Raw genomic sequence first — 18,782 nt, 5'->3', positions numbered from 1 at the left:
CCTATGGCCAGCCAGAATATAAGGCAAAACCCTTTTTTTGAGCGTTCTTTTAGCGCTGCGCGCAGCTGAAAATCTTTTTGAGGATTAACGGATGATATTAAATAGCCTGCTCCAGCGGATATTGCCTTTGCCGTAGCTCATCCAGATCAGCCATGCCTTACCTACAATGTGATCTTCAGGTACAAAACCCCAGAACCTGGAATCCAGTGAGTTATCTCTGTTATCTCCCATCATCCAGTAATAGTTCATTTTGAATGTATAGGTATCTGTTGGTTTGTCATTGATATAAAAACGGCCGTTCTTAAATTCCAGCTTATTGCCTTCATAGATGCGGATAATGCGGTCATAGATAGCAATATTGCTGCTATCCAGCTTTACAGATGCTCCTTTCTTCGGGATGTACAGGGGGCCGAAGTTGTGCTCTGTCCACGGATAGTGAGCGGGATCGTGCGGGAATACGTCTACATCAGCCTGTTGCTGTTTCACATAGGGGGTGATGCTGGTAATAACCGGCCATGTTTTCAGCAGGGCTACTGCGCCGGGTGTGAAATCGTACCTGTAGGAGCCGGAATCGCCTACGCCCATTGGATTAGGATCTATATCCAGTTCATCCAGGCGGGAGGGATTGAGTGGATCGCCGGTGGTCTTTACGTTATATCTGCGTTCACTTGCAGGGGGTACTGGCGCCTCGGCACCGTTAACATATACTACGTTATCGCGGATGGAGAGGGTATCTCCGGGGGCGCCCATGCAACGTTTGATATAGTTCTCACGTTTGTCTACCGGGCGGGAGGTAACATGGAACTGCTGCCATACGTTTTCGCGTCCGTAATCACGTACCAGTTTATAATAGCTCATGTCATTCTGTTCCAGTGCCACGGTGTCACCTTCAGGAAAGTTGAAGACTACCACATCATAACGTTTTACCTCTGAGAAACCGGGTAAGCGCCTGTATTTCCATTGTACGGCCTCTGAATAGGCTTTGGTATACTGGGTAAAAGGCAGTGTATGATGTGTAAATGGAACGGCCAGGGGCGTCATGGGGATACGCGGGCCATAGCTGATCTTGCTGACGAAGAGAAAATCGTTCACCAGCAAAGTCTTTTCCATAGAGGGTGTAGGGATGGTGTATGCTTCAAAGATAAAGGTCCTTATCAAAGTGGCGGCAATAACGGCAAAAATTGCCGCATCAAACCATTCTCTTACTACGGATTTCTTCTTTGTCTGTCCCTCTTTCTTCTTTTTCCAAAAAGCCAGATTCATTAAGATTCGTTTAGGATATTTTAAAGATCAAATATAATATTCCATTGGGTACTAGCCGGTAATACCGGTCTAAAGTTTTACTAAAATAAGCCAACATATCGATTCAGGAAACTTTTTTACATGTAAAGTAATAATTTATAGTCCCTTGCTATGGCAGTTCTTTCTTCAGGATCTCATTGATCTCTGCCGCCCTGTTCAATACCATGAGGTGTCCGCCGGTGGGAATGGTGTAGTCGGGGCGTACAAAACGGATGGGGAAAGACATGTCTTTTCCGCCGTGGATATGTACCAGACCTTCGGGGAGGAAATCATTCTGCCAGTTCACTACCTGCCGGATGCTCCATCGCAGGTAGTCGTACGAGGTCTTGTTCAGGTAATCTGTCAGCAGTTGTTTTTCTTCCGGTGTTTCTGCATGGAGGAAATACCGGAGTATCATGCCCCTGTTTTTGAAGATAATGGCATCCGGTAAGTTAAGCAGGCGAAGTAGTCCTGTCCTTCTTACCAGGTTGAGATAAGATGGCTTTTCGCTGGTTTGTTTGATGCTGCTGATCAGGATGGTCTTGTTTATGGGGCGTTGGCGGGCAATTTCCAGGCTAAGCATGCCTCCGAAGGAAACGCCCAGCAGGGATACGTTTTCGTGTTCTATGCGGGCGGCCATCCTGGCGGCATAATCTATATAGCTTTCTTCTTCGCCGGGGGTTAGCCATTCAAGGTAATGAGGGATGTAGCCTTCCGGGAAGAGAAGGTTGTTGAAGATACGTTGGTCAGCTCCCATGCCGCTGATAAGGTAGATATGTTTTTCCATAAAGCAGTGGGGGGAAATTGCCTGAAAAAATTGCTTTCGTCTTCGGCGAAAGCAATTTTTTCAGGAGGATATTTTTCTGGCCTTTGGCTGGCTGAAACTACCTTCAGATATTTACTTTTTTCTTCTCCCTGCTTGGCACTACATAATCATAGACATCTTCTGCCGTGATGGTTTTGCCGGAGAGGATCACGAGGCGGGCTACTACGTTGCCGAGTTCGCGGATGTTACCGGACCAGTTATGCTGCTGCAGTGCTTTCATTGCTTCCTTGTCGATCGCTTTTTTAGCCATGCCGTATTCCTGGCAGGCGCTTTCCAGGAAGTGTTCTACCAGCAGGGGGATATCATCCCGGCGGTCGTTCAGGGAAGGTACATGGATCAGGATAACGCTGAGACGGTGGTAAAGGTCAAGGCGGAAGTTCTTCTCTTCCACTTCTTTCAGCAGGTCTTTGTTGGTAGCAGCTACTACGCGTACATCTACACTGATCTCTTTATCGCCGCCAACGCGGGTGATCTTACCTTCCTGTAATGCTCTGAGTACTTTTGCCTGGGCGCTGAGGCTCATATCTCCGATCTCGTCGAGGAAGAGGGTGCCTCCGTTGGCCTGTTCGAATTTACCTATGCGTTGTTTAACTGCGGAGGTAAAGGAGCCTTTTTCATGTCCGAACAGCTCACTTTCAATCAGTTCGCTGGGAATAGCTGCGCAGTTCACTTCTACGATAGGGCCGGAAGCCCGGTTGCTGCGTTCGTGGATCCAGCGGGCTACGAGTTCCTTACCTACGCCGTTCTCGCCTGTTACCAGTACGCGGGCATCGGTAGGGGCAACTTTTTCTATGGTCTCTTTTATTTTCAGGATGGGAGCGGAAGTTCCGATCATTTCCTGCGTTCTGTTCACCTTACGGCGAAGTGTTTTGGTTTCTGTTACCAGGTTGCTCTTGTCCATTGCGTTGCGCAGGGTGATGAGCAGGCGGTTCAGGTCAGGCGGTTTGGAAATATAATCATATGCGCCTTTCTTTACTGCTTCAACGGCGGTGTCAATGTTGCCGTGGCCAGATACCATAACGATGGGAATATCCGGATTGGTTTCTTTTGCTTTTTCCAGGAATTCCAGCCCGTCCATTTTGGGCATTTTTATGTCACACAGTACTGCGTCGTACTGTTTGTCTTTGAACATTTTAAATCCTTCGGCCCCGTCAGCTGCTTCATCTACTTTATATCCTTCATAGCTCAGGATCTCCGATAATGTTTTACGGATGCTTTTCTCGTCATCAATGATCAGAATGTTGGCCATATCAATGTTTTAGTGAACAACAGGCAAAAATAAGGTAAACGGTTGATACATTATGGCATATAGCTAAAAATTCAGAATATGATAGTATTAGTCTATACAAGCTATGGACTGTCACCTTTTATACGTAATTTCATTGTCCGGGAACGGCTCCCAATCCTGTAATTCACTTGCATATGCAACAATTTTTGGACGAATTGAGACGGAGGCACCTGCAGGCTGCAGCAACTGCCTATCCATCCACAAGTGCGGTAAACGAGTTTGCCAACAATTTCATCAACTGGCTGTTCCCTGAATACACCGGAAAAGTAATGGCTGATCTGGTTTTGCTGGAGGAATATGCCCATATGCTGCAACAGGAACTGCAGCATCTTTTACAGCCTATGCAGCAGCAGCTGCCTGCGCCGGCAGAGCAACTGAGCCAGCAATTCATGGCGCAGGCGCCTGTTATTTATGATGCGTTGAACAAAGATGCAGAGGCTATCTATAAAGGAGATCCGGCAGCCACCTGCCTGTATGAGGTAATAAGAGCCTATCCGGGCTTTTATGCCATCGCTTTTTACCGCATAGCGCATGCGCTGCAGCGGCTACACATACCTTTACTTCCAAGGATGATCACGGAACAGGCACATAGCCGTACCGGTATTGATATACATCCGGCGGCAGAAATAGCGCCTTATTTCTGCATAGATCATGGCACAGGTATAGTGATAGGTGAAACCTGCATCATAGGTTCACATGTGAAGCTGTACCAGGGAGTGACCCTGGGTGCGCTGAGCGTGGAAAAGGATATGGCACGCAGCAAGCGTCATCCTACCATAGAAGATAACGTGATCATTTATGCCGGGGCCACTATCCTTGGCGGCGACACTATAGTAGGGCATCACAGTATTATTGGCGGGAATGTATGGCTGATCAAGAGCACAGCTCCTTTCAGCCGCATCTATTACCGCGCGGACGGAAGTATAAACGTAGTAGAAAACAGTTATTAATGCATTCGATATTAGACCTGGTAGGAAATACGCCGATGGTAGCGCTGAAACATATAAGTGCGAATCCCGACGTAACGATCTACGCCAAACTGGAAGGAAATAACCCGGGAGGCAGTGTTAAAGACAGAGCGGCTTATGGTATGATCAAAGGAGCGCTGGACCGTGGTGAGTTAAAGCCCGGGGTAAAGCTGATAGAGGCTACCAGCGGTAACACCGGGATTGCACTGGCTATGATAGCGAGTCTTTTTGGTGTGGAAATAGAACTTGTAATGCCGGAAGATGCGACCCGCGAGCGGGTGCTGACTATGGAAGCTTTTGGAGCGAAAGTGGTGCTGACGCCTAAAGATGCTTCTATGGAGGGATCTATAGATTATGCGAATGAGCAGGTGGCAAAGGGCGGTTATCATATGCTGAACCAGTTTGCCAATCCTGACAACTATAATATGCATTATAAAACTACCGGTCCAGAAATATGGCGGGATACCAAAGGTGCTGTTACGCATTTTGTAAGTGCTATGGGTACTACCGGTACTATTATGGGGGTATCAAAGTACCTGAAGGAACAGAGCCAGGAGGTGCAGATAGTTGGTTGTCAGCCGACTGAGGGATCAAGAATACCGGGTATACGTAAATGGCCGGAGGCGTATCTGCCAAAGATATTTGATAAGAGCCGGGTAGACCGGACCATGGATATTTCGGAGGATGAGGCGAGGGATATGGCCCGCAGGCTGGCTAAGGAGGAAGGTGTTTTCTGTGGTATGAGCAGTGGAGGCGCTGTTTCTGCTGCTGCAAGGATATCTGCAGAGATAGAACGGGGAGTGCTGGTGTGTATTATCTGCGACCGTGGCGACAGGTACCTGTCGTCAGACCTGTTTGGCAGTTGAGTATCTGCATAAAATAAGAAAGCCGTCCCGCTTAATGCAGGACGGCTTTCTTATTTATACGTCAGTACTATTTCTTCATGTACATTACTTCTTTCACCAGTTTCACGGTACGCTCGATATCAGGCAGATATAATTTCACCAGGTTAGGTGCGTAGTGCATAGGTGCGTCAGCAGCGGTGATACGGCGGATAGGAGCATCCAGGTAGTCAAAACCTTCTTTCTGGATACGGTAAGAGATCTCAGAAGAAACGCTGGAGAATGGCCATTGTTCTTCCACGATCACCAGGCGGTTTGTTTTCTTTACAGATTCCAGGATGGTGAACCAGTCCAGCGGGCGGATAGTACGGAGGTCTATCACTTCAGCTTCGATACCTTCTTTTGCCAGTTCTTCAGCGGCGCCCAGGGCAACTTTCATCATTTTGTTGAAAGAAACGATGGTAACGTCTTTACCGGCACGTTTGATATCGGCTTTACCGATAGGGATAATGTATTCTTCTTCAGGTACTTCACCCATATCGCCGTACATCACTTCGCTTTCCATGAATACAACCGGATCATCGTCGCGGATAGCTGCTTTCAGCAGGCCTTTTGCATCATATGGATTGGAAACGGAGATTACTTTTAAACCGGGGATATTTGCATAATAGCTTTCGAAAGCGGTAGAGTGCTGTGCTCCCAGCTGACCGGCAGAACCGTTTGGTCCGCGGAAAACGATAGGGCAACCTACCTGTCCGCCGCTCATAGCCAGCATTTTAGATGCTGTATTCAGTATCTGGTCCAGCGCCAGTACGGCAAAGTTCCAGGTCATAAATTCCAGTACGGGGCGAAGACCGTTCTGAGCAGCGCCAACGCCGATGGCGGTGAAACCCAGCTCAGCTATCGGGGTATCAATTACTCTCTTGGGGCCGAATTCGTCCAGCATTCCCTGGCTAACTTTATAGGCTCCATTGTATTCGGCTACTTCCTCTCCCATCAGGAACACGCGGTCGTCACGACGCATTTCTTCCTGCATGGCTTCTCGTAAGGCTTGTCTGAAAGCTATCTGACGCATGCTGTTACTCTTAAAGTTTGAAAGTTTAATACCTCTTTTAAATTAAGGCAGGGGCAAAATTATTGTTTGTTTGCCGAAAAAGCAAAGGAAATGTTACCGGGTTGTGGGGCGGGTTGGAGCTTTATGTTATACTCAACGTGAAGAAACTGCTCAAAAAATCGTTTTTACCGAAGGTAAAAGCGATTTTTTGAGGGGGCTTTTTGGGCCTGCTGCCGGCTAAGAATTTAAAGGGGTACTACCTGTTACCGGGTTGAGGGGAGTTTTTTTGCGCTGCGCGCGGCTATAATTTTTAAATATAATTACATATAAAATAATAATTATATTAGCATCCTATGTTTACCATTACCATTCTTTCCATTTGCTTTCTGGCAGCCATATCCTGTAAGATCAAGAAGGTGAAAGCACCTCTTATCACCGGTCTGATCTGGTATTTTCACCTGGTCATGCTGGTATTTTCTGCTTTATGCGTCATCCTGCTGTTAAGCGGCTATGGCTTTAAGGGAAGTTATACGGAACGAGTATTCTTTACATTCTATGCAGGCTCAGGTATAGTATTATATGGACTGACGGCCCAGGATGTATCTGCCAAGTGGGTATATCTCTGTGCTTTTTATGGGTTTCCGTTTGCACTGGCATTTGGCCTGTTACTGCCACCGCTGCGTACGCTGACAGTTATCCTGGGACTGGGATTATTATCTGACGGGGAACTGGAGCGCTATCCTATTGATAATGACTACAGTATCCAGTCCAAATCAGTAGATATCCTTTACAGAACACCTGCTTATAGCCTTGTAGAAGATAAATACTGGTTTTTTGAGAAGATCACTGGAGATGTGGTGACTCCGGGAGCCCCGTTGCAGGCGTTGAAACTGGAGAAAAGAGGGACAGACAGCGTAACGCTGCATATGAACCTGATGAAAGGACCAGGCAGTATAAGCCGTTATGACACAACCATCTGCCTGATCCAGTAGTTTTAAACCCTTTCTATAATAATAGCGCTGGCGCCGCCACCGCCGTTGCAGATGCCAGCTACGCCGTAGCGGGCACTGTGATGATGCAGGATAGAATTAAGCGTAACAACGATACGCGCACCGCTGCAGCCGATAGGATGCCCGATGGCTACTGCCCCGCCCCAGATATTCACTTTATTGGAGGGAAGGCCCAGATCGCGCTGATTGGCAATGGGAACACAGGAAAATGCCTCGTTGATCTCTGCGAAATCTATATCAGTAATGGAAAGTTTTGCTTTTTCGAGAGCCTTATTGATGGCTTTTACCGGTGTAGTGGTAAACCATTCCGGCGCCTGAGAGGCATCAGCAAAGCTGATGATCTTTGCCAGCGGGGTCAGCCCCAGCTCGCGCAGTTTTTCTCCACTTACCAGCACTACTGCCGCTGCCCCGTCATTGATATTGGAAGCATTGGCTGCTGTAATAGTACCATCTTTCTGGAAACTGGGCTTTAGTGAGGGGATCTTGTCAAAGTTCACTTTCTTATAGTCTTCATCTTCCGTCACTGTTACTACCTGTTTTCCAGGCACTTCTACAGGTATCACTTCGTTTTTGAAATATCCTTTTTCTGTAGCTGCTGCTGCACGGCGATAACTTTCTGCAGCATACTGGTCCTGCTCTTCCCTTGTTATCTTATATTCAGCTGCACAGATCTCTGCAGCATTACCCATGTGAAAATCCTTATAGGGATCCCATAAGCCATCCCTGATAATACCATCAATAACAGCGCCGTTTCCAAGGCGATAACCATTACGGCCTTTATCCAGATAATAAGGTACGTTGCTCATGCTTTCCATGCCACCGGCCACTACCACATCATTATCTCCCAATAAAATACTCTGCGCGCCTAACATGATGGCTTTCATGCCGGAAGCGCAAACTTTGTTGACAGTTGTGCAGGGAACGTTTACCGGCAGGCCTGCATAGATGCTTGCCTGGTTGGCGGGCGCCTGTCCTTCGTTGGAGCTGATCACATTGCCCATGTATACTTCATTTACTGCAGTAGCAGGGACAGCTGCTCTTTCCAGAGCTGATTTGATAACAAGGGCGCCTAATTGTGTTGCGTTAATTCCAGCCAGTGCACCGTTAAAGGACCCAATGGGAGTCCGTACTGCCGATACGATAAATACTTCTTTCATCCGTAGAGCTTTTTTGGACTGGTATTAGGCCAGTCCTTATTAAGATTGTTTGGTTTTCTTCAAATATAACGGAAATTCAGGGACCGGGGTATAGTACGCGAAGAAGGGAGTTTAAAAAAATTGCCCGAAAACTGGGTTTCGCCTTCGGCAAAACCCAGTTTTCGAGGGAGATTTTTTTTGCGCTGCGCGCGGCTGAAATTCAAACCGGTATACTATCCTCAGAAACGGTACCCTACTTTAAATCCTACCGGAGTATACAATAACCAGCCATCACCCCGTACTTCCCAATTATACTTGTCGTTGTCTTCCAGATAGCTGTTGACAGGCGGTTGCTCCTTATAGGAGGAGGTACGGTATTTCAGCCCTATCCCAAAATAGAACTCGATAAATACGTGATGGGGACGGTCAACAAACCGCTGGAAACCAAACTTACCGGCTGTACCGAATAGCTGTTTTGTCTTTTTATAGGGAGTTAACTGTTCATAGTCAAAATCTCCCGAGGTACCTCCTCCCTTGCGTACTATCCTCTCTTCCAGGAAATTCACTCTTTTGTACATCAGTTCCTGGGAAAAGAAGAACACATAGTTTTTCCTTTTTCTGCCAGGCAGGTAATAACGTACTTCGGGACGCAGACGCAGCCCTTTTGCCATGGGCGCGTATTCATTCCGCAAATCGTATACATCTTTCAGGTCATAGCAGATCCAGGCCCCTTCCAGTAAAACACTCCAGGATTTGTTTGGACGATATTCCACTGCCAGAGCAGGCCCTGCATCCGGTTCATATAACGACATTATATTGGTGCTGATACGCCAACCGGTGATCAGGGAATCGGGTGTATCTCCCCGGCGTTGGGACATCACCGTTACAGGTAGGATCAGTATGAAAAATAAGAAGTAAAAATGCTTCATCTGTCGGTCAGTTTAGAGATTAATACCGGAGCTTGCGGGAGGGTTATGTTATAGCACCAGGTAACGCTATCAGTACGGGCAAATAATAAATTTCCGGCGGTTTGCATATCTGAGAATATTTCAGATAACTGGCCGCTTATGATAACCGGGCTGGAAACATCTGTCATATTTATAATTTCCGTTCCTGAAAAACCGCTCACATAAATGATCCTATCACTCAATGCCAAAGAGCCCGGCGCCTGTATTGGTATTGACGATAAAAAGGGCGAGTCTTTTGCCATGTCATAAATATTCAGTCCGCTACTCCAGGAACATCCGTCCCTTCTCTTAGTAATAGCAAATGCATACTGCCCAGCTGCTCTTATTTTTAAACAGGCAGTAATATCCTGGTAGTACTTTTTCAGTACAGGAGTTTCCGGTTCTGCAAGGCTATATAAGTCCATACCACCGGAATAGATATTAGCTGTTACAGCCAGATCATCGTTAAAACGGAAAATGCTGTCTGGTGTATAGGGGAATGGCAGGCTCTTTTTTAAAACGGGCGAAGAAGACTGCGCGATGGAATATACGAGCAGGTTCTTATCCTTCGCCAGATAGAGATGCTGTTGCGAAACGACTATACCTGCATTGAGATCATTCTCATTTCCCGCATAGATATTACCATATCTTGAGGTACGGCATTGCGGGTTGTTCACCAGCGTTTTACGCCAGCCAATAACAGTACCTTTAGATGGGTCTGCACATTCAAAATATGCGTTATCTACCGGGGGGAAAGCTTTTGCCGAAGCAACACCGTTAATACGGCCACGTACTTCCATTGTAGCCAGGTCTATGATGACAATATCATTATAATTAGCGGCGTACAGGTAATTGCCTTCTACAGTTACCTGTCCCATACCAGGAATGCGTATAAAACCGGTACGCCGGGGACGAACAGGATTGGCATAAGAGATAATATGCAGGCCGGAATCTTTTTCTTCCAGCAATACGTCTGTTCCCGCGTTATATAATTTTCCTCCATTCACTACAGGACGGGCTGGCAGGGATTGCACCTGTTTTGTGGAAGGGTCATTGCTGTAAACGGGAACATATCCTTCAACGGTTCCTCTTTGCCATGGATCATCAGGGGAACATCCTGCTAACAGTATTATTGTCCCTAACAGAATGTAGGTTAATTTCAGTCGGATCATTCAGGGATTTTTGCTTAAAACGTATGTGTAAAATGAAAAGTTACATTAAGGTTTATGACTATAAAAAATCCTGCCGGCAATAATTACCGGCAGGATCAATGTCAAATTGGGTACATTATTGCAGGATAATGGATAGTACTTTCCTGGTACCATAGCCATTCACCTCGACAAGATAGTATCCTTCAGGCAACAGGGAAAGATCCAGTGGCTGCAGTTGCTGGCGGGTAGTACGGGTGTAATGTAACTTACCTTTCAGATCATATACATTGATGGTAACTGTTTTCAGTACTGGCTTGCCAAATTGCAGGTATACTGTTCCCGATGAAGGATTGGGATATGTTTTTACTGTATTTTCTCCCAGGGTCACGTCTCCTACAGCGGTGATCACTACAGATCTTGCATCGGACATGCTGCTGCATCCTGTACCGTTCTGCGCTTCTACTGTGTAGGAAGCATTGACTCTTGCGCGGTAGTATGAGTTGGTTGCGCCTTCTACAGGCTGACCGTTCTTATACCATTGCAGGTTGTATGGAGATGTGGTGAACAGGCTGTCTCCTCTTTGTATAATAACCGGTTGCTGCGGCTGATTAATGATGCTGAAAGGTTGTGACCATTCAGTAGTATCTGCCGGAGAGCTGGCTACGATGCGTAATACGTAGTTGACTGCGCAGGCCAGGGTGTCTGGAATAGCTACTTTTAATGAGGTATTCCCGGATGTACCGTTAGCTGTTCCGAGGCTGATCACTTCTCCGGGTTGTAAGCCACGGCCGCCGGAATTGTCGAAGGAGAGCTGGATGTTGAATACGTTGTCTGCGTTGAAGTCCTGGTTGAAAGCTGCTTTGATAGCGAGGCTGTCGTTGCCGGTTATGGCGCCGGTTTCAAGTTGAACAGTATCTTTGGTTGCAAGTGTAATATCTACATACAACGTATCAGCAGCACGTATAGTACCGCAAGCGTCTTTTCCCCACACGCTGTAGATACCTGATTGCTGTATTGATATTTTATTTGTCTTTTCACCTGTGCTCCAAATTACACTGCTTATTTCCGGGTTACTTATTGCGCTAAGCGTACGTGCTCCGGCAACGGCTACAGAATCGGGAACAATCTTAACACTCCACTTTGACACTACTATTGTTTTTGTAAACGCTCTTGTATAGCCGGAAGATATGAAAGGAGTTAGCTTAACCACGTATGTTCCAGGAGTGGCATAGTTATGAGTAAAGTAGTCAAAGCGTTCCCGGGTACTGCTCTGACCATCGCCAAAGTCCCATCTGACAGAATCTACTTTTGAAAGCCATTCGGAACCTGAGTATTCACCCTGGAAAGTAATCTCTGACGGTTTACAGGTATTCGATATATAATGATATATATCAGCAAATATGCTGTCTTTCCTGTTATAAATAAAAGGCGCTGATGTATCAATACAACCATCATGACTTTTTACAATTACCTTATAGACACCATTTTCACTGGGAAAACATTCCCACATATAATTTCCAGAAGGAAACGGTTCATCATTCAAATACCATGTACAAGTATATCTATCAAAAAAATAGTCGATCCCTAATGAATCATAAAGGCCTTTACTAAGCGTTATTTCAGCGTTAAAAGGTGTATTAACATACAAATCGTATAATATACTGCTATCTCTCTTGCCTTCACTATTTTCTACTACAAGCGTTACATTGTACATAGCACGTGAGCCGTAGACATGCACAGGATTAAGTGCAGTATCTGATGTCCCGTCACCAAAATACCATTTCCGTTTTACTATAGGAGCGCCTACAGCGTAAGAAGAATCATAGAAAAAAACAGTGGCACACTCCTGTTTTATCCTAAAAGCCGGATACAATGCCGACTGTGCCGATGAACAAAGACAGGAAAAAATAAAAACAAACAATAGTAAAAATCTCTTCATAGATAAAGGGTTGGTGAAAACTAAAAAGAACTTCAAATATAATGAAAATTATGTATTTATACTCATTCATAGGTTAACAGTATGAGAGATGTTCTCAGAAAGCGCCACTGAAAGCAAGGTCTGACACACTACCCGAAAAATACCTATTTTCGCAGATCAGATCCGGAGAACATTGATTTCACAGCAGACCATACAACAGATACTCAGCCGAATAGACATCGTGGAGATTGTCGGGAATTTTGTAAAGCTGAAAAAGCGGGGCGCCAACTACCTGGGGCTCTGTCCTTTTCATAATGAAAAAAGCCCCTCCTTTACAGTTACCCCCAGTAAGGAGATCTTCAAATGTTTTGGCTGCGGTGTAAGCGGTAATGCCATCAAGTTCCTGATGGAACATGAGAAGTATTCCTATGTGGAGGCATTACGCTGGCTGGCACAGAAATATGATGTTCCCATCGAGGAGACAGAGGTGAGCGCCGAAGTGAGGCAACAGCAGCAGCTGGCAGACAGTCTCTATATCATCAACAACTTTGCGAGAGAATATTTTTCCAATACCCTTTTCAATACCGAAGAAGGACAGAACGTAGGGCTGAGCTACTTTGAGGAGCGTGGTTTCACACAGGAAACCATTAAAAAATTCCAGCTGGGTTACAGCCTGAATGTGTGGGACGCGTTCACTAAAGCGGCCATCAGTAAGGGATATAATCTCGAATACCTGCAGAAAACAGGCCTGGTAACAGTAAGGAATGAACAGCCGGGAGACAATTACCGGGGCAGGGTTATCTTTCCTATCCATAACCAGAGTGGTAAAGTGCTTGGTTTTGGAGCCCGTATACTTGTTAAGAACGATCGTGCCCCAAAATATATCAACTCGCCTGAAAACGAGATATATATTAAGAACAGGGTACTTTATGGTACCTATTTTGCCCGGCATGCCATTGACAAACTGAATGAGTGTTTGCTGGTAGAAGGTTATACAGATGTAATTTCCCTTCACCAGGCCGGTATAGAGAACGTAGTGGCTTCCAGCGGTACTTCACTGACACAACATCAGCTGCGGCTCATTAAGAAATACACCAATAACCTCACCATCCTGTTTGATGGTGACAACGCCGGTATCAAAGCCGCCCTACGCGGCCTGGACATGGCTATTGAGGAAGGGCTGAATGTAAAGCTGGTGCTGATACCAGACAAAGAAGACCCGGACAGCTATGTACAGAAGATAGGCGCTGCCGCTTTCAGGGAATTCATTGCCGCCAATAAACAGGACTTTGTCCTGTTCAAGCTGCAGATCTCCATGCAGGAAGCAGGTAATGACAGCAGCCGCAAATCACAGCTGGTAAATGAAATAGCAGAAACGATCTCCAAGATCGATAAAACGGAAGATTTTACACGGCAACAGGACTATATACGCCAGTGCAGCCAGGTGCTGAAGATAGATGAGCAGGGGATGATCAACCTGGTGAATAAATTCATCCGTGAAAGGTTTCAGAAAAAGGAAAACCAGCTTGCCAAAGAACAGGCAGCTTCCACCCCGCCGGACGATGATCTTTCCCCTGAAGCTATTGCCGCCATGGAAGCCATGGAGGGTGGTGGCGAGCCTGCGGTGAACTTTTTCAACCCTGATGAAAAGCAGGAAAGGGAACTGGTAAAAATACTACTGCGCTTCGGTGATAAGCCCTTCAGTGAAGAGGATAAAAGTACTGTGGCGGATTATATCTTCCACCTGCCGTACGACTTCGAATCGCTCGCAGATAATGAGATGGTCAGGAAGATATTAAGAGAATACAAACAGTTCTATGACCAGGACAACCTGCCTGACAGGAAATGGTTCCTGTATCATAACGACCAGGACATCTCTTCCATGGTGGTACATATCATGGAAGATAAAGAAGCTGAATTAAGTGCTGCCTGGAAGGAGAAGTTTGAGATAGATACAGTATATGGCGACAATGCCTACCTGAAAGATACCATCTCTACCACCAATTACCTGATACTCAGAAAGATCAGGAAAATGATAGTAGAGAATCAGCAGGAAATGGAACGTTCAACTGTTTTTGAAGAGCAGATCAAATGTATTGAGATGCATAAGCACCTGAAGCAGCTTGAAACGGAGCTGACCCAGGGCATCGGAACGGTTATCTTCAGATAGTCCGTTCCCGTTCCCATACCTGGAAAGTCAGTGAATGAGCATGGCGCTCATCTTTATCATGAAATTCGTCCTTTACAAGCTTCCATCCTTTCGGATTAAACTGCGGGAAACAAGTATCGCCCTGTACGGTAGCATGTACCCTGGTGAGGTACAGCCTGTCTATCAGATCAGAATCCAGCGCCAGTCTGAAGATCTCTCCCCCACCTGTTACAAAGATCTCTCCGGTGTTGAAGGTCTTCGCCTTTTCTATACCTGCTTCCAGGGAAGGAACCACATATATACCTTCGCGTGTAAAATCCTTCTGGCGGGTGATCACTATGTTAGGTCTTCCGGGTAATGCCTTACCGAGTTCATCGAACGATTTACGTCCCATCACAATAGGTTTACCGATAGTGGTATCCCTGAAATACTTCATATCTACCGGCAGGTGCCAGGGTAAATGGTTATTGATACCGATCACATTATTTTCGGAGGCTGCAACGATTATTGAGATTGTCAAGCAGTAAATATTTAGAGATGGGAAATGCAGTTTGGATCAGATAGCCACCGGCGCTTTGATGTGCGGGTGAAACTGGTAATTGAGCAGTTCAAAATCTTCATACTTAAAGCTGAAGATATCTTTCACCGCCGGGTTGATCTTCAGTACCGGCAAGGGATAGGGTTGTCTGCTCAGTTGCAGTTTAGCCTGTTCTATATGATTACTGTATAAGTGTACGTCTCCGAAAGTATGGATAAAATCGCCCGGTTCCAGATCGCATACCTGGGCCATCATCATAGTGAGAATAGCATAGGAGGCGATGTTAAAAGGCACCCCCAGGAACACGTCTGCGCTGCGCTGGTACAACTGGCAGCTAAGGCGTCCGTTCGCTACATAGAACTGGAAAAGGCAGTGGCAGGGGCTCAGTGCCATTTGAGGCAGATCTCCTACGTTCCAGGCGTTTACAATGATACGACGGGAATCAGGGTTGTTTTTGATGGTTTTAACAGCATCTGCGATCTGATCTATTACTTTGCCATCCTTTGTTTCCCAGCTACGCCATTGTTTACCGTATACGGGACCGAGGTTGCCGTTCCCGTCAGCCCATTCGTTCCATATACTTACACCGTTATCTTTCAGGTATTTAATATTAGTGTCTCCGTTCAGGAACCACAGCAATTCGTATATAATAGATTTAAGATGTAATTTCTTGGTAGTTACCAGTGGAAAGCCATCCTGCAGGTTAAACCGTAATTGAGCGCCGAAGATGCTGGTAGTACCTGTACCAGTACGGTCTGATTTTACAGCGCCCTGGTCCAGTATGTTTTGCAGCAGATTGAGGTATTGTTCCATGGCTGCAAAGTAACGAAAATGTTCTGTTACTTTCCTATGCGGACATAATTGTAGGAGCAGCCTTCATAACACTGATAGGAGATAACAAGTTTATCTTTAGTCAGTTGGGTGACCCGCATCTGAGTAGTATCATTCTGCCTGTAGACCAGCAGAAAGGTATCTGACGGGGATCTCCAGTTGGGTACGAAAGCGTATTTCTTTCCGTTTTCTTTGACAGTACCATCCTGGGTAAAGGTCAGATACACGGGATCTTCAGGAGTTTGCCAGTTAATTGCAGATGTTCCATCTGAAAGGTAATATTTAACAAGGCTCCAGCTACCTTCAATGCTGGCCTGGGTCAGAGGTTGTCTTGTATTGTCCTTACCTTCTGATGGAATTTCCTTGTCTTTTTTACATGCAGCAATAGTAAGCAATGCTGCCGGAAGCAGGTACAGAATAGCTTTCATAATATGGGAGGATTTAGATTTAAACCGGATACCCGGTGGTTACTCATGAAACGCCCCACATATTTAAAAGTTACAACATCAGGGAAAAATACTATATCCCCCTTCTCTTCCTTTCCTTACGGATCAGGTTTAATTCACGTCCCATCTGACCGGAAATGGATGTATTTTCCTGGGCGCGGCGTAATAAGTATGGCATTACATCTTTTACCGGTCCATAAGGCAGGTATTTGGAGACATGATACCCGGCATGGGCCAGGTTGAAGGTGATATTATCACTCATGCCCAGCAGCTGGGAGAAGCTGACATGGGGATGATTGTGCGGCAGGTTTTTCTGGTGAAGTAATCCGGCGGCCAGCATGCTACTGTCTTCATTATGAGTGCCTACAAAAACTGCTAACCTGTTCAGGCGGTCCATGCAGAAGCGTACTGCTGCATTGTAGTCCTTGTCTGTAGCTGCTTTATCGGGTTGTATGGGGGAAGGATATCCCAATTCTTCTGCACGTTTGCGTTCTTTCTCCATGTAAGCTCCGCGAACAAGTTTGGCTCCAAGCAGGTATCCCTGTTGCTGTGCTTTTTCGAAGGAGTGCTGAAGGAAAGCGAGACGGTCATGCCTGTAGAGCTGGAAGGTATTGAATATAATAACGTCCTCTTTATTGTAGCGGGCCATCAGGCTGTTTGCCAGGTCATCTACCGGTTGCTGGATCCATGATTCTTCTGCATCTATGAGCAGGCCTATTTTATTTTTTGCGGCAGTTTCAGCAATTGCCTGTATGCGGTTGCGGACGCGGGCATATTCTTCTGTTTCTTCCGGGCTTAGCGGCGTACCTGCGTGTATTTTTTCAAGCAGGGAGAAACGGGCGAAACCGGTTACTTTTATAGCAAGAAAGGGAATGTTGTGGTTGCCGGCAGCGTATTCGATGGCACGGATAAATTCGGGAACGGCATGGTCGTAGTTCTCCTCTCCTTCCATTGCCTCTACACCGTAATCCAACGCTACGCCTACGTGGTATTTCCCTAAAGTTTCAGCGGTCCGGGCTGCCTCTTCCAGGGTTTCGCCTCCGCAGAACTGGCTGAAAATAGTATTGCGGATCAATCCTTTAATGGGTAATCCTATCTTCAGCGCCAGCGGTGTTACTGCTGCGCCAAGTTTAACCAGCCAGGGCTTGCCTATGTTACTGAAAAGGAAATCAGCTTTCTTTAATGCTTTATCTGATTTTGATTCAAAGGCTATAGCGGTATTCTCGAATGATAATGGTAGCTGCTTTTCCATGGGCGGCAAAGTTAGTATGCCGGCAGGTTTCCACAAAAATGATCTCTCCGTGAGGAAAACGGTTTAGAGAATATTGAGGGAAAATCATTCTTTTTTAAACAAAACGTTATAAAAAAGAACTTTATTTAAATTCAATATCACTTCCGTCCTATATTTTTTTCTTTATTTTTATATCTTCAACAAAATCAAATATTCCCAGTGCCTTCTAAACAATCAAACAGTACCCCCCTTAATAAATGGGGGTATATCATCCTCCTGATAGTATTATTTGCAGCAGCTATTCTTACGTTGCTATACCGTAAGAGTGCCAGGCCGGTTTTGCAACGCCTGCATGATAAGAATATCACCTATAAAACATATGAGGGAACGATTGGCACCCGTACAAAGATCATGTTGCCTGACAATACTCCTGTTATTCTGAACAGTCATTCACGTTTACTGGTACCTTCCAATTTTGCACAACAGCGTATTGTGTTACTAGATGGTGAGGCTTACTTTGACAGTACAGCTCATCCTATTACTGTAAAGACCAATATTGTGACGATGAGTACGCAGGCGCCTTCTATTTTCAAGCTAAGATGTTTTGAGGCGCAACAAGGCGCTACAGCTTATGTGTTGCAGGGGCAGGTGAAAGTAGTTAAGTCTTATCATTCTGCTACGGATAATCAACCGGAAATACTGGGGCCGGGTAATATGATACTTGCTAATAAGGAAATAGATCTGATGGAAAAAGAGACCTATCATCCTGTTGATATGGAGGTGTGGAGGCAGGAGAAGCTGATGTTTCATGATGAGCCTTTTATGAATGCTGTACATAAACTGGAGGATTGGTATAGTACGGAGATCTATGTGGAGGGGGATGTTTCCGGTGCGGGGAATGTAGATGGTGATTTTCAGGGGAAGACGTTGCAGGAGGTGATGGATGAGATGAAGAAGACGGCGAAGTTTGTTTATAAGGTGAAGAAGGATAAAATAGTTGTAGAATTTTAGGAATGAGATCATCCTAAACAAAAGCGCCGGGTGTGTAAAATAAACTGTGTCAATAAAACTTAAGTACTTAACAGGCCTCGTTACTGAATGATATTTTTTCTGATGCAGCGGGGCATTGATCCCAAAGGTCCAAAAAATATCATTCAGTAACGAGG

General features: G+C 45.8%; 17 protein-coding genes. 5 read left to right on the top strand and 12 right to left on the bottom strand.

Annotation, left to right across the window (positions count from 1 at the left end; genetic code table 11):
* Nucleotides 1–84 precede the first annotated feature (84 nt).
* The 3 genes from lepB to GO493_RS25495 form a co-directional block, all read right to left on the bottom strand.
* Complete coding sequence (gene lepB, locus GO493_RS25505) at nucleotides 85–1,263, bottom strand: signal peptidase I (protein WP_157309068.1); 1,179 nt, start codon at nucleotides 1,261–1,263, stop codon at nucleotides 85–87.
* A gap of 148 nt (nucleotides 1,264–1,411) precedes the next feature.
* Nucleotides 1,412–2,068, bottom strand: a complete 657-nt coding sequence (locus GO493_RS25500) for an alpha/beta fold hydrolase (RefSeq protein WP_157309067.1) — start codon at nucleotides 2,066–2,068, stop codon at nucleotides 1,412–1,414.
* A 103-nt stretch (nucleotides 2,069–2,171) separates the two neighbouring features.
* Entirely contained in the window at nucleotides 2,172–3,356 is a 1,185-nt protein-coding gene (locus GO493_RS25495; RefSeq protein ID WP_157309066.1) for a sigma-54-dependent transcriptional regulator, read from the bottom strand.
* Between the two features lie 173 nt (nucleotides 3,357–3,529).
* Between GO493_RS25495 and GO493_RS25490 the strand changes: the two genes are divergently transcribed.
* Entirely contained in the window at nucleotides 3,530–4,345 is an 816-nt protein-coding gene (locus GO493_RS25490; protein WP_157309065.1) for a serine O-acetyltransferase, read from the top strand.
* Nucleotides 4,345–5,229 carry a cysteine synthase CysM gene (gene cysM / locus GO493_RS25485; protein WP_157309064.1) on the top strand — a complete coding sequence of 295 codons (885 nt, stop codon included), beginning with the start codon at nucleotides 4,345–4,347 and terminating at the stop codon, nucleotides 5,227–5,229. The genes GO493_RS25490 and cysM overlap by 1 nt, the downstream gene beginning before the upstream one ends.
* A 67-nt stretch (nucleotides 5,230–5,296) precedes the next feature.
* Here the strand turns inward: cysM and GO493_RS25480 are convergent, their stop codons facing one another.
* Complete coding sequence (locus GO493_RS25480) at nucleotides 5,297–6,280, bottom strand: pyruvate dehydrogenase complex E1 component subunit beta (RefSeq protein WP_157309063.1); 984 nt, start codon at nucleotides 6,278–6,280, stop codon at nucleotides 5,297–5,299.
* A 332-nt stretch (nucleotides 6,281–6,612) separates the two neighbouring features.
* On the opposite strand from GO493_RS25480, the gene GO493_RS25475 reads away from it, so the two are divergent.
* Nucleotides 6,613–7,251 carry a hypothetical protein gene (locus tag GO493_RS25475; RefSeq protein ID WP_157309062.1) on the top strand — a complete coding sequence of 213 codons (639 nt, stop codon included), beginning with the start codon at nucleotides 6,613–6,615 and terminating at the stop codon, nucleotides 7,249–7,251.
* A 2-nt stretch (nucleotides 7,252–7,253) separates the two neighbouring features.
* Here the strand turns inward: GO493_RS25475 and GO493_RS25470 are convergent, their stop codons facing one another.
* The 4 genes from GO493_RS25470 to GO493_RS25455 all read right to left on the bottom strand — a co-directional run bounded on the left by GO493_RS25470 (nucleotide 7,254) and on the right by GO493_RS25455 (nucleotide 12,442).
* Nucleotides 7,254–8,426, bottom strand: coding sequence for an acetyl-CoA C-acyltransferase (locus GO493_RS25470; RefSeq protein ID WP_157309061.1), 1,173 nt, complete (start codon nucleotides 8,424–8,426; stop codon nucleotides 7,254–7,256).
* Between the two features lie 218 nt (nucleotides 8,427–8,644).
* Nucleotides 8,645–9,334 carry a DUF3575 domain-containing protein gene (locus GO493_RS25465; protein WP_157309060.1) on the bottom strand — a complete coding sequence of 230 codons (690 nt, stop codon included), beginning with the start codon at nucleotides 9,332–9,334 and terminating at the stop codon, nucleotides 8,645–8,647.
* Entirely contained in the window at nucleotides 9,331–10,524 is a 1,194-nt protein-coding gene (locus GO493_RS25460) for an LVIVD repeat-containing protein (protein WP_157309059.1), read from the bottom strand. The genes GO493_RS25465 and GO493_RS25460 overlap by 4 nt, the downstream gene beginning before the upstream one ends.
* 115 nt (nucleotides 10,525–10,639) lie before the next feature.
* A complete protein-coding gene (locus GO493_RS25455) occupies nucleotides 10,640–12,442 on the bottom strand; it encodes a PKD domain-containing protein (protein ID WP_157309058.1) in 1,803 nt (600 codons plus the stop codon).
* Nucleotides 12,443–12,614: 172 nt separating this feature from the next.
* Between GO493_RS25455 and dnaG the strand changes: the two genes are divergently transcribed.
* Nucleotides 12,615–14,591, top strand: a complete 1,977-nt coding sequence (dnaG, locus tag GO493_RS25450; RefSeq protein ID WP_157309057.1) for a DNA primase — start codon at nucleotides 12,615–12,617, stop codon at nucleotides 14,589–14,591.
* Here the strand turns inward: dnaG and GO493_RS25445 are convergent.
* The 4 genes from GO493_RS25445 to GO493_RS25430 all read right to left on the bottom strand — a co-directional run bounded on the left by GO493_RS25445 (nucleotide 14,584) and on the right by GO493_RS25430 (nucleotide 17,637).
* Nucleotides 14,584–15,090, bottom strand: a complete 507-nt coding sequence (locus tag GO493_RS25445; protein WP_157309056.1) for a dihydrofolate reductase — start codon at nucleotides 15,088–15,090, stop codon at nucleotides 14,584–14,586. The two genes, dnaG and GO493_RS25445, sit on opposite strands and share 8 nt — an antisense overlap.
* A 36-nt stretch (nucleotides 15,091–15,126) precedes the next feature.
* On the bottom strand, nucleotides 15,127–15,921 hold the full coding sequence (locus GO493_RS25440; RefSeq protein ID WP_157309055.1) for a thymidylate synthase: 795 nt from the start codon (nucleotides 15,919–15,921) through the stop codon (nucleotides 15,127–15,129).
* Nucleotides 15,922–15,947: 26 nt separating this feature from the next.
* Nucleotides 15,948–16,367 (bottom strand): hypothetical protein, encoded by a 420-nt coding sequence (locus tag GO493_RS25435; RefSeq protein ID WP_157309054.1) that lies wholly within the window; start codon nucleotides 16,365–16,367, stop codon nucleotides 15,948–15,950.
* Between the two features lie 91 nt (nucleotides 16,368–16,458).
* Nucleotides 16,459–17,637, bottom strand: coding sequence for a proline dehydrogenase family protein (locus GO493_RS25430; RefSeq protein ID WP_157309053.1), 1,179 nt, complete (start codon nucleotides 17,635–17,637; stop codon nucleotides 16,459–16,461).
* A gap of 198 nt (nucleotides 17,638–17,835) precedes the next feature.
* Between GO493_RS25430 and GO493_RS25425 the strand changes: the two genes are divergently transcribed.
* On the top strand, nucleotides 17,836–18,627 hold the full coding sequence (locus tag GO493_RS25425) for a FecR family protein (RefSeq protein ID WP_157309052.1): 792 nt from the start codon (nucleotides 17,836–17,838) through the stop codon (nucleotides 18,625–18,627).
* Nucleotides 18,628–18,782: the final 155 nt, after the last annotated feature.

Origin of the sequence: Chitinophaga tropicalis, assembly GCF_009758205.1 — a bacterium.
Lineage (GTDB): Bacteria > Bacteroidota > Bacteroidia > Chitinophagales > Chitinophagaceae > Chitinophaga > Chitinophaga tropicalis.
This window is presented reverse-complemented; position numbering and strand designations above follow the sequence as displayed.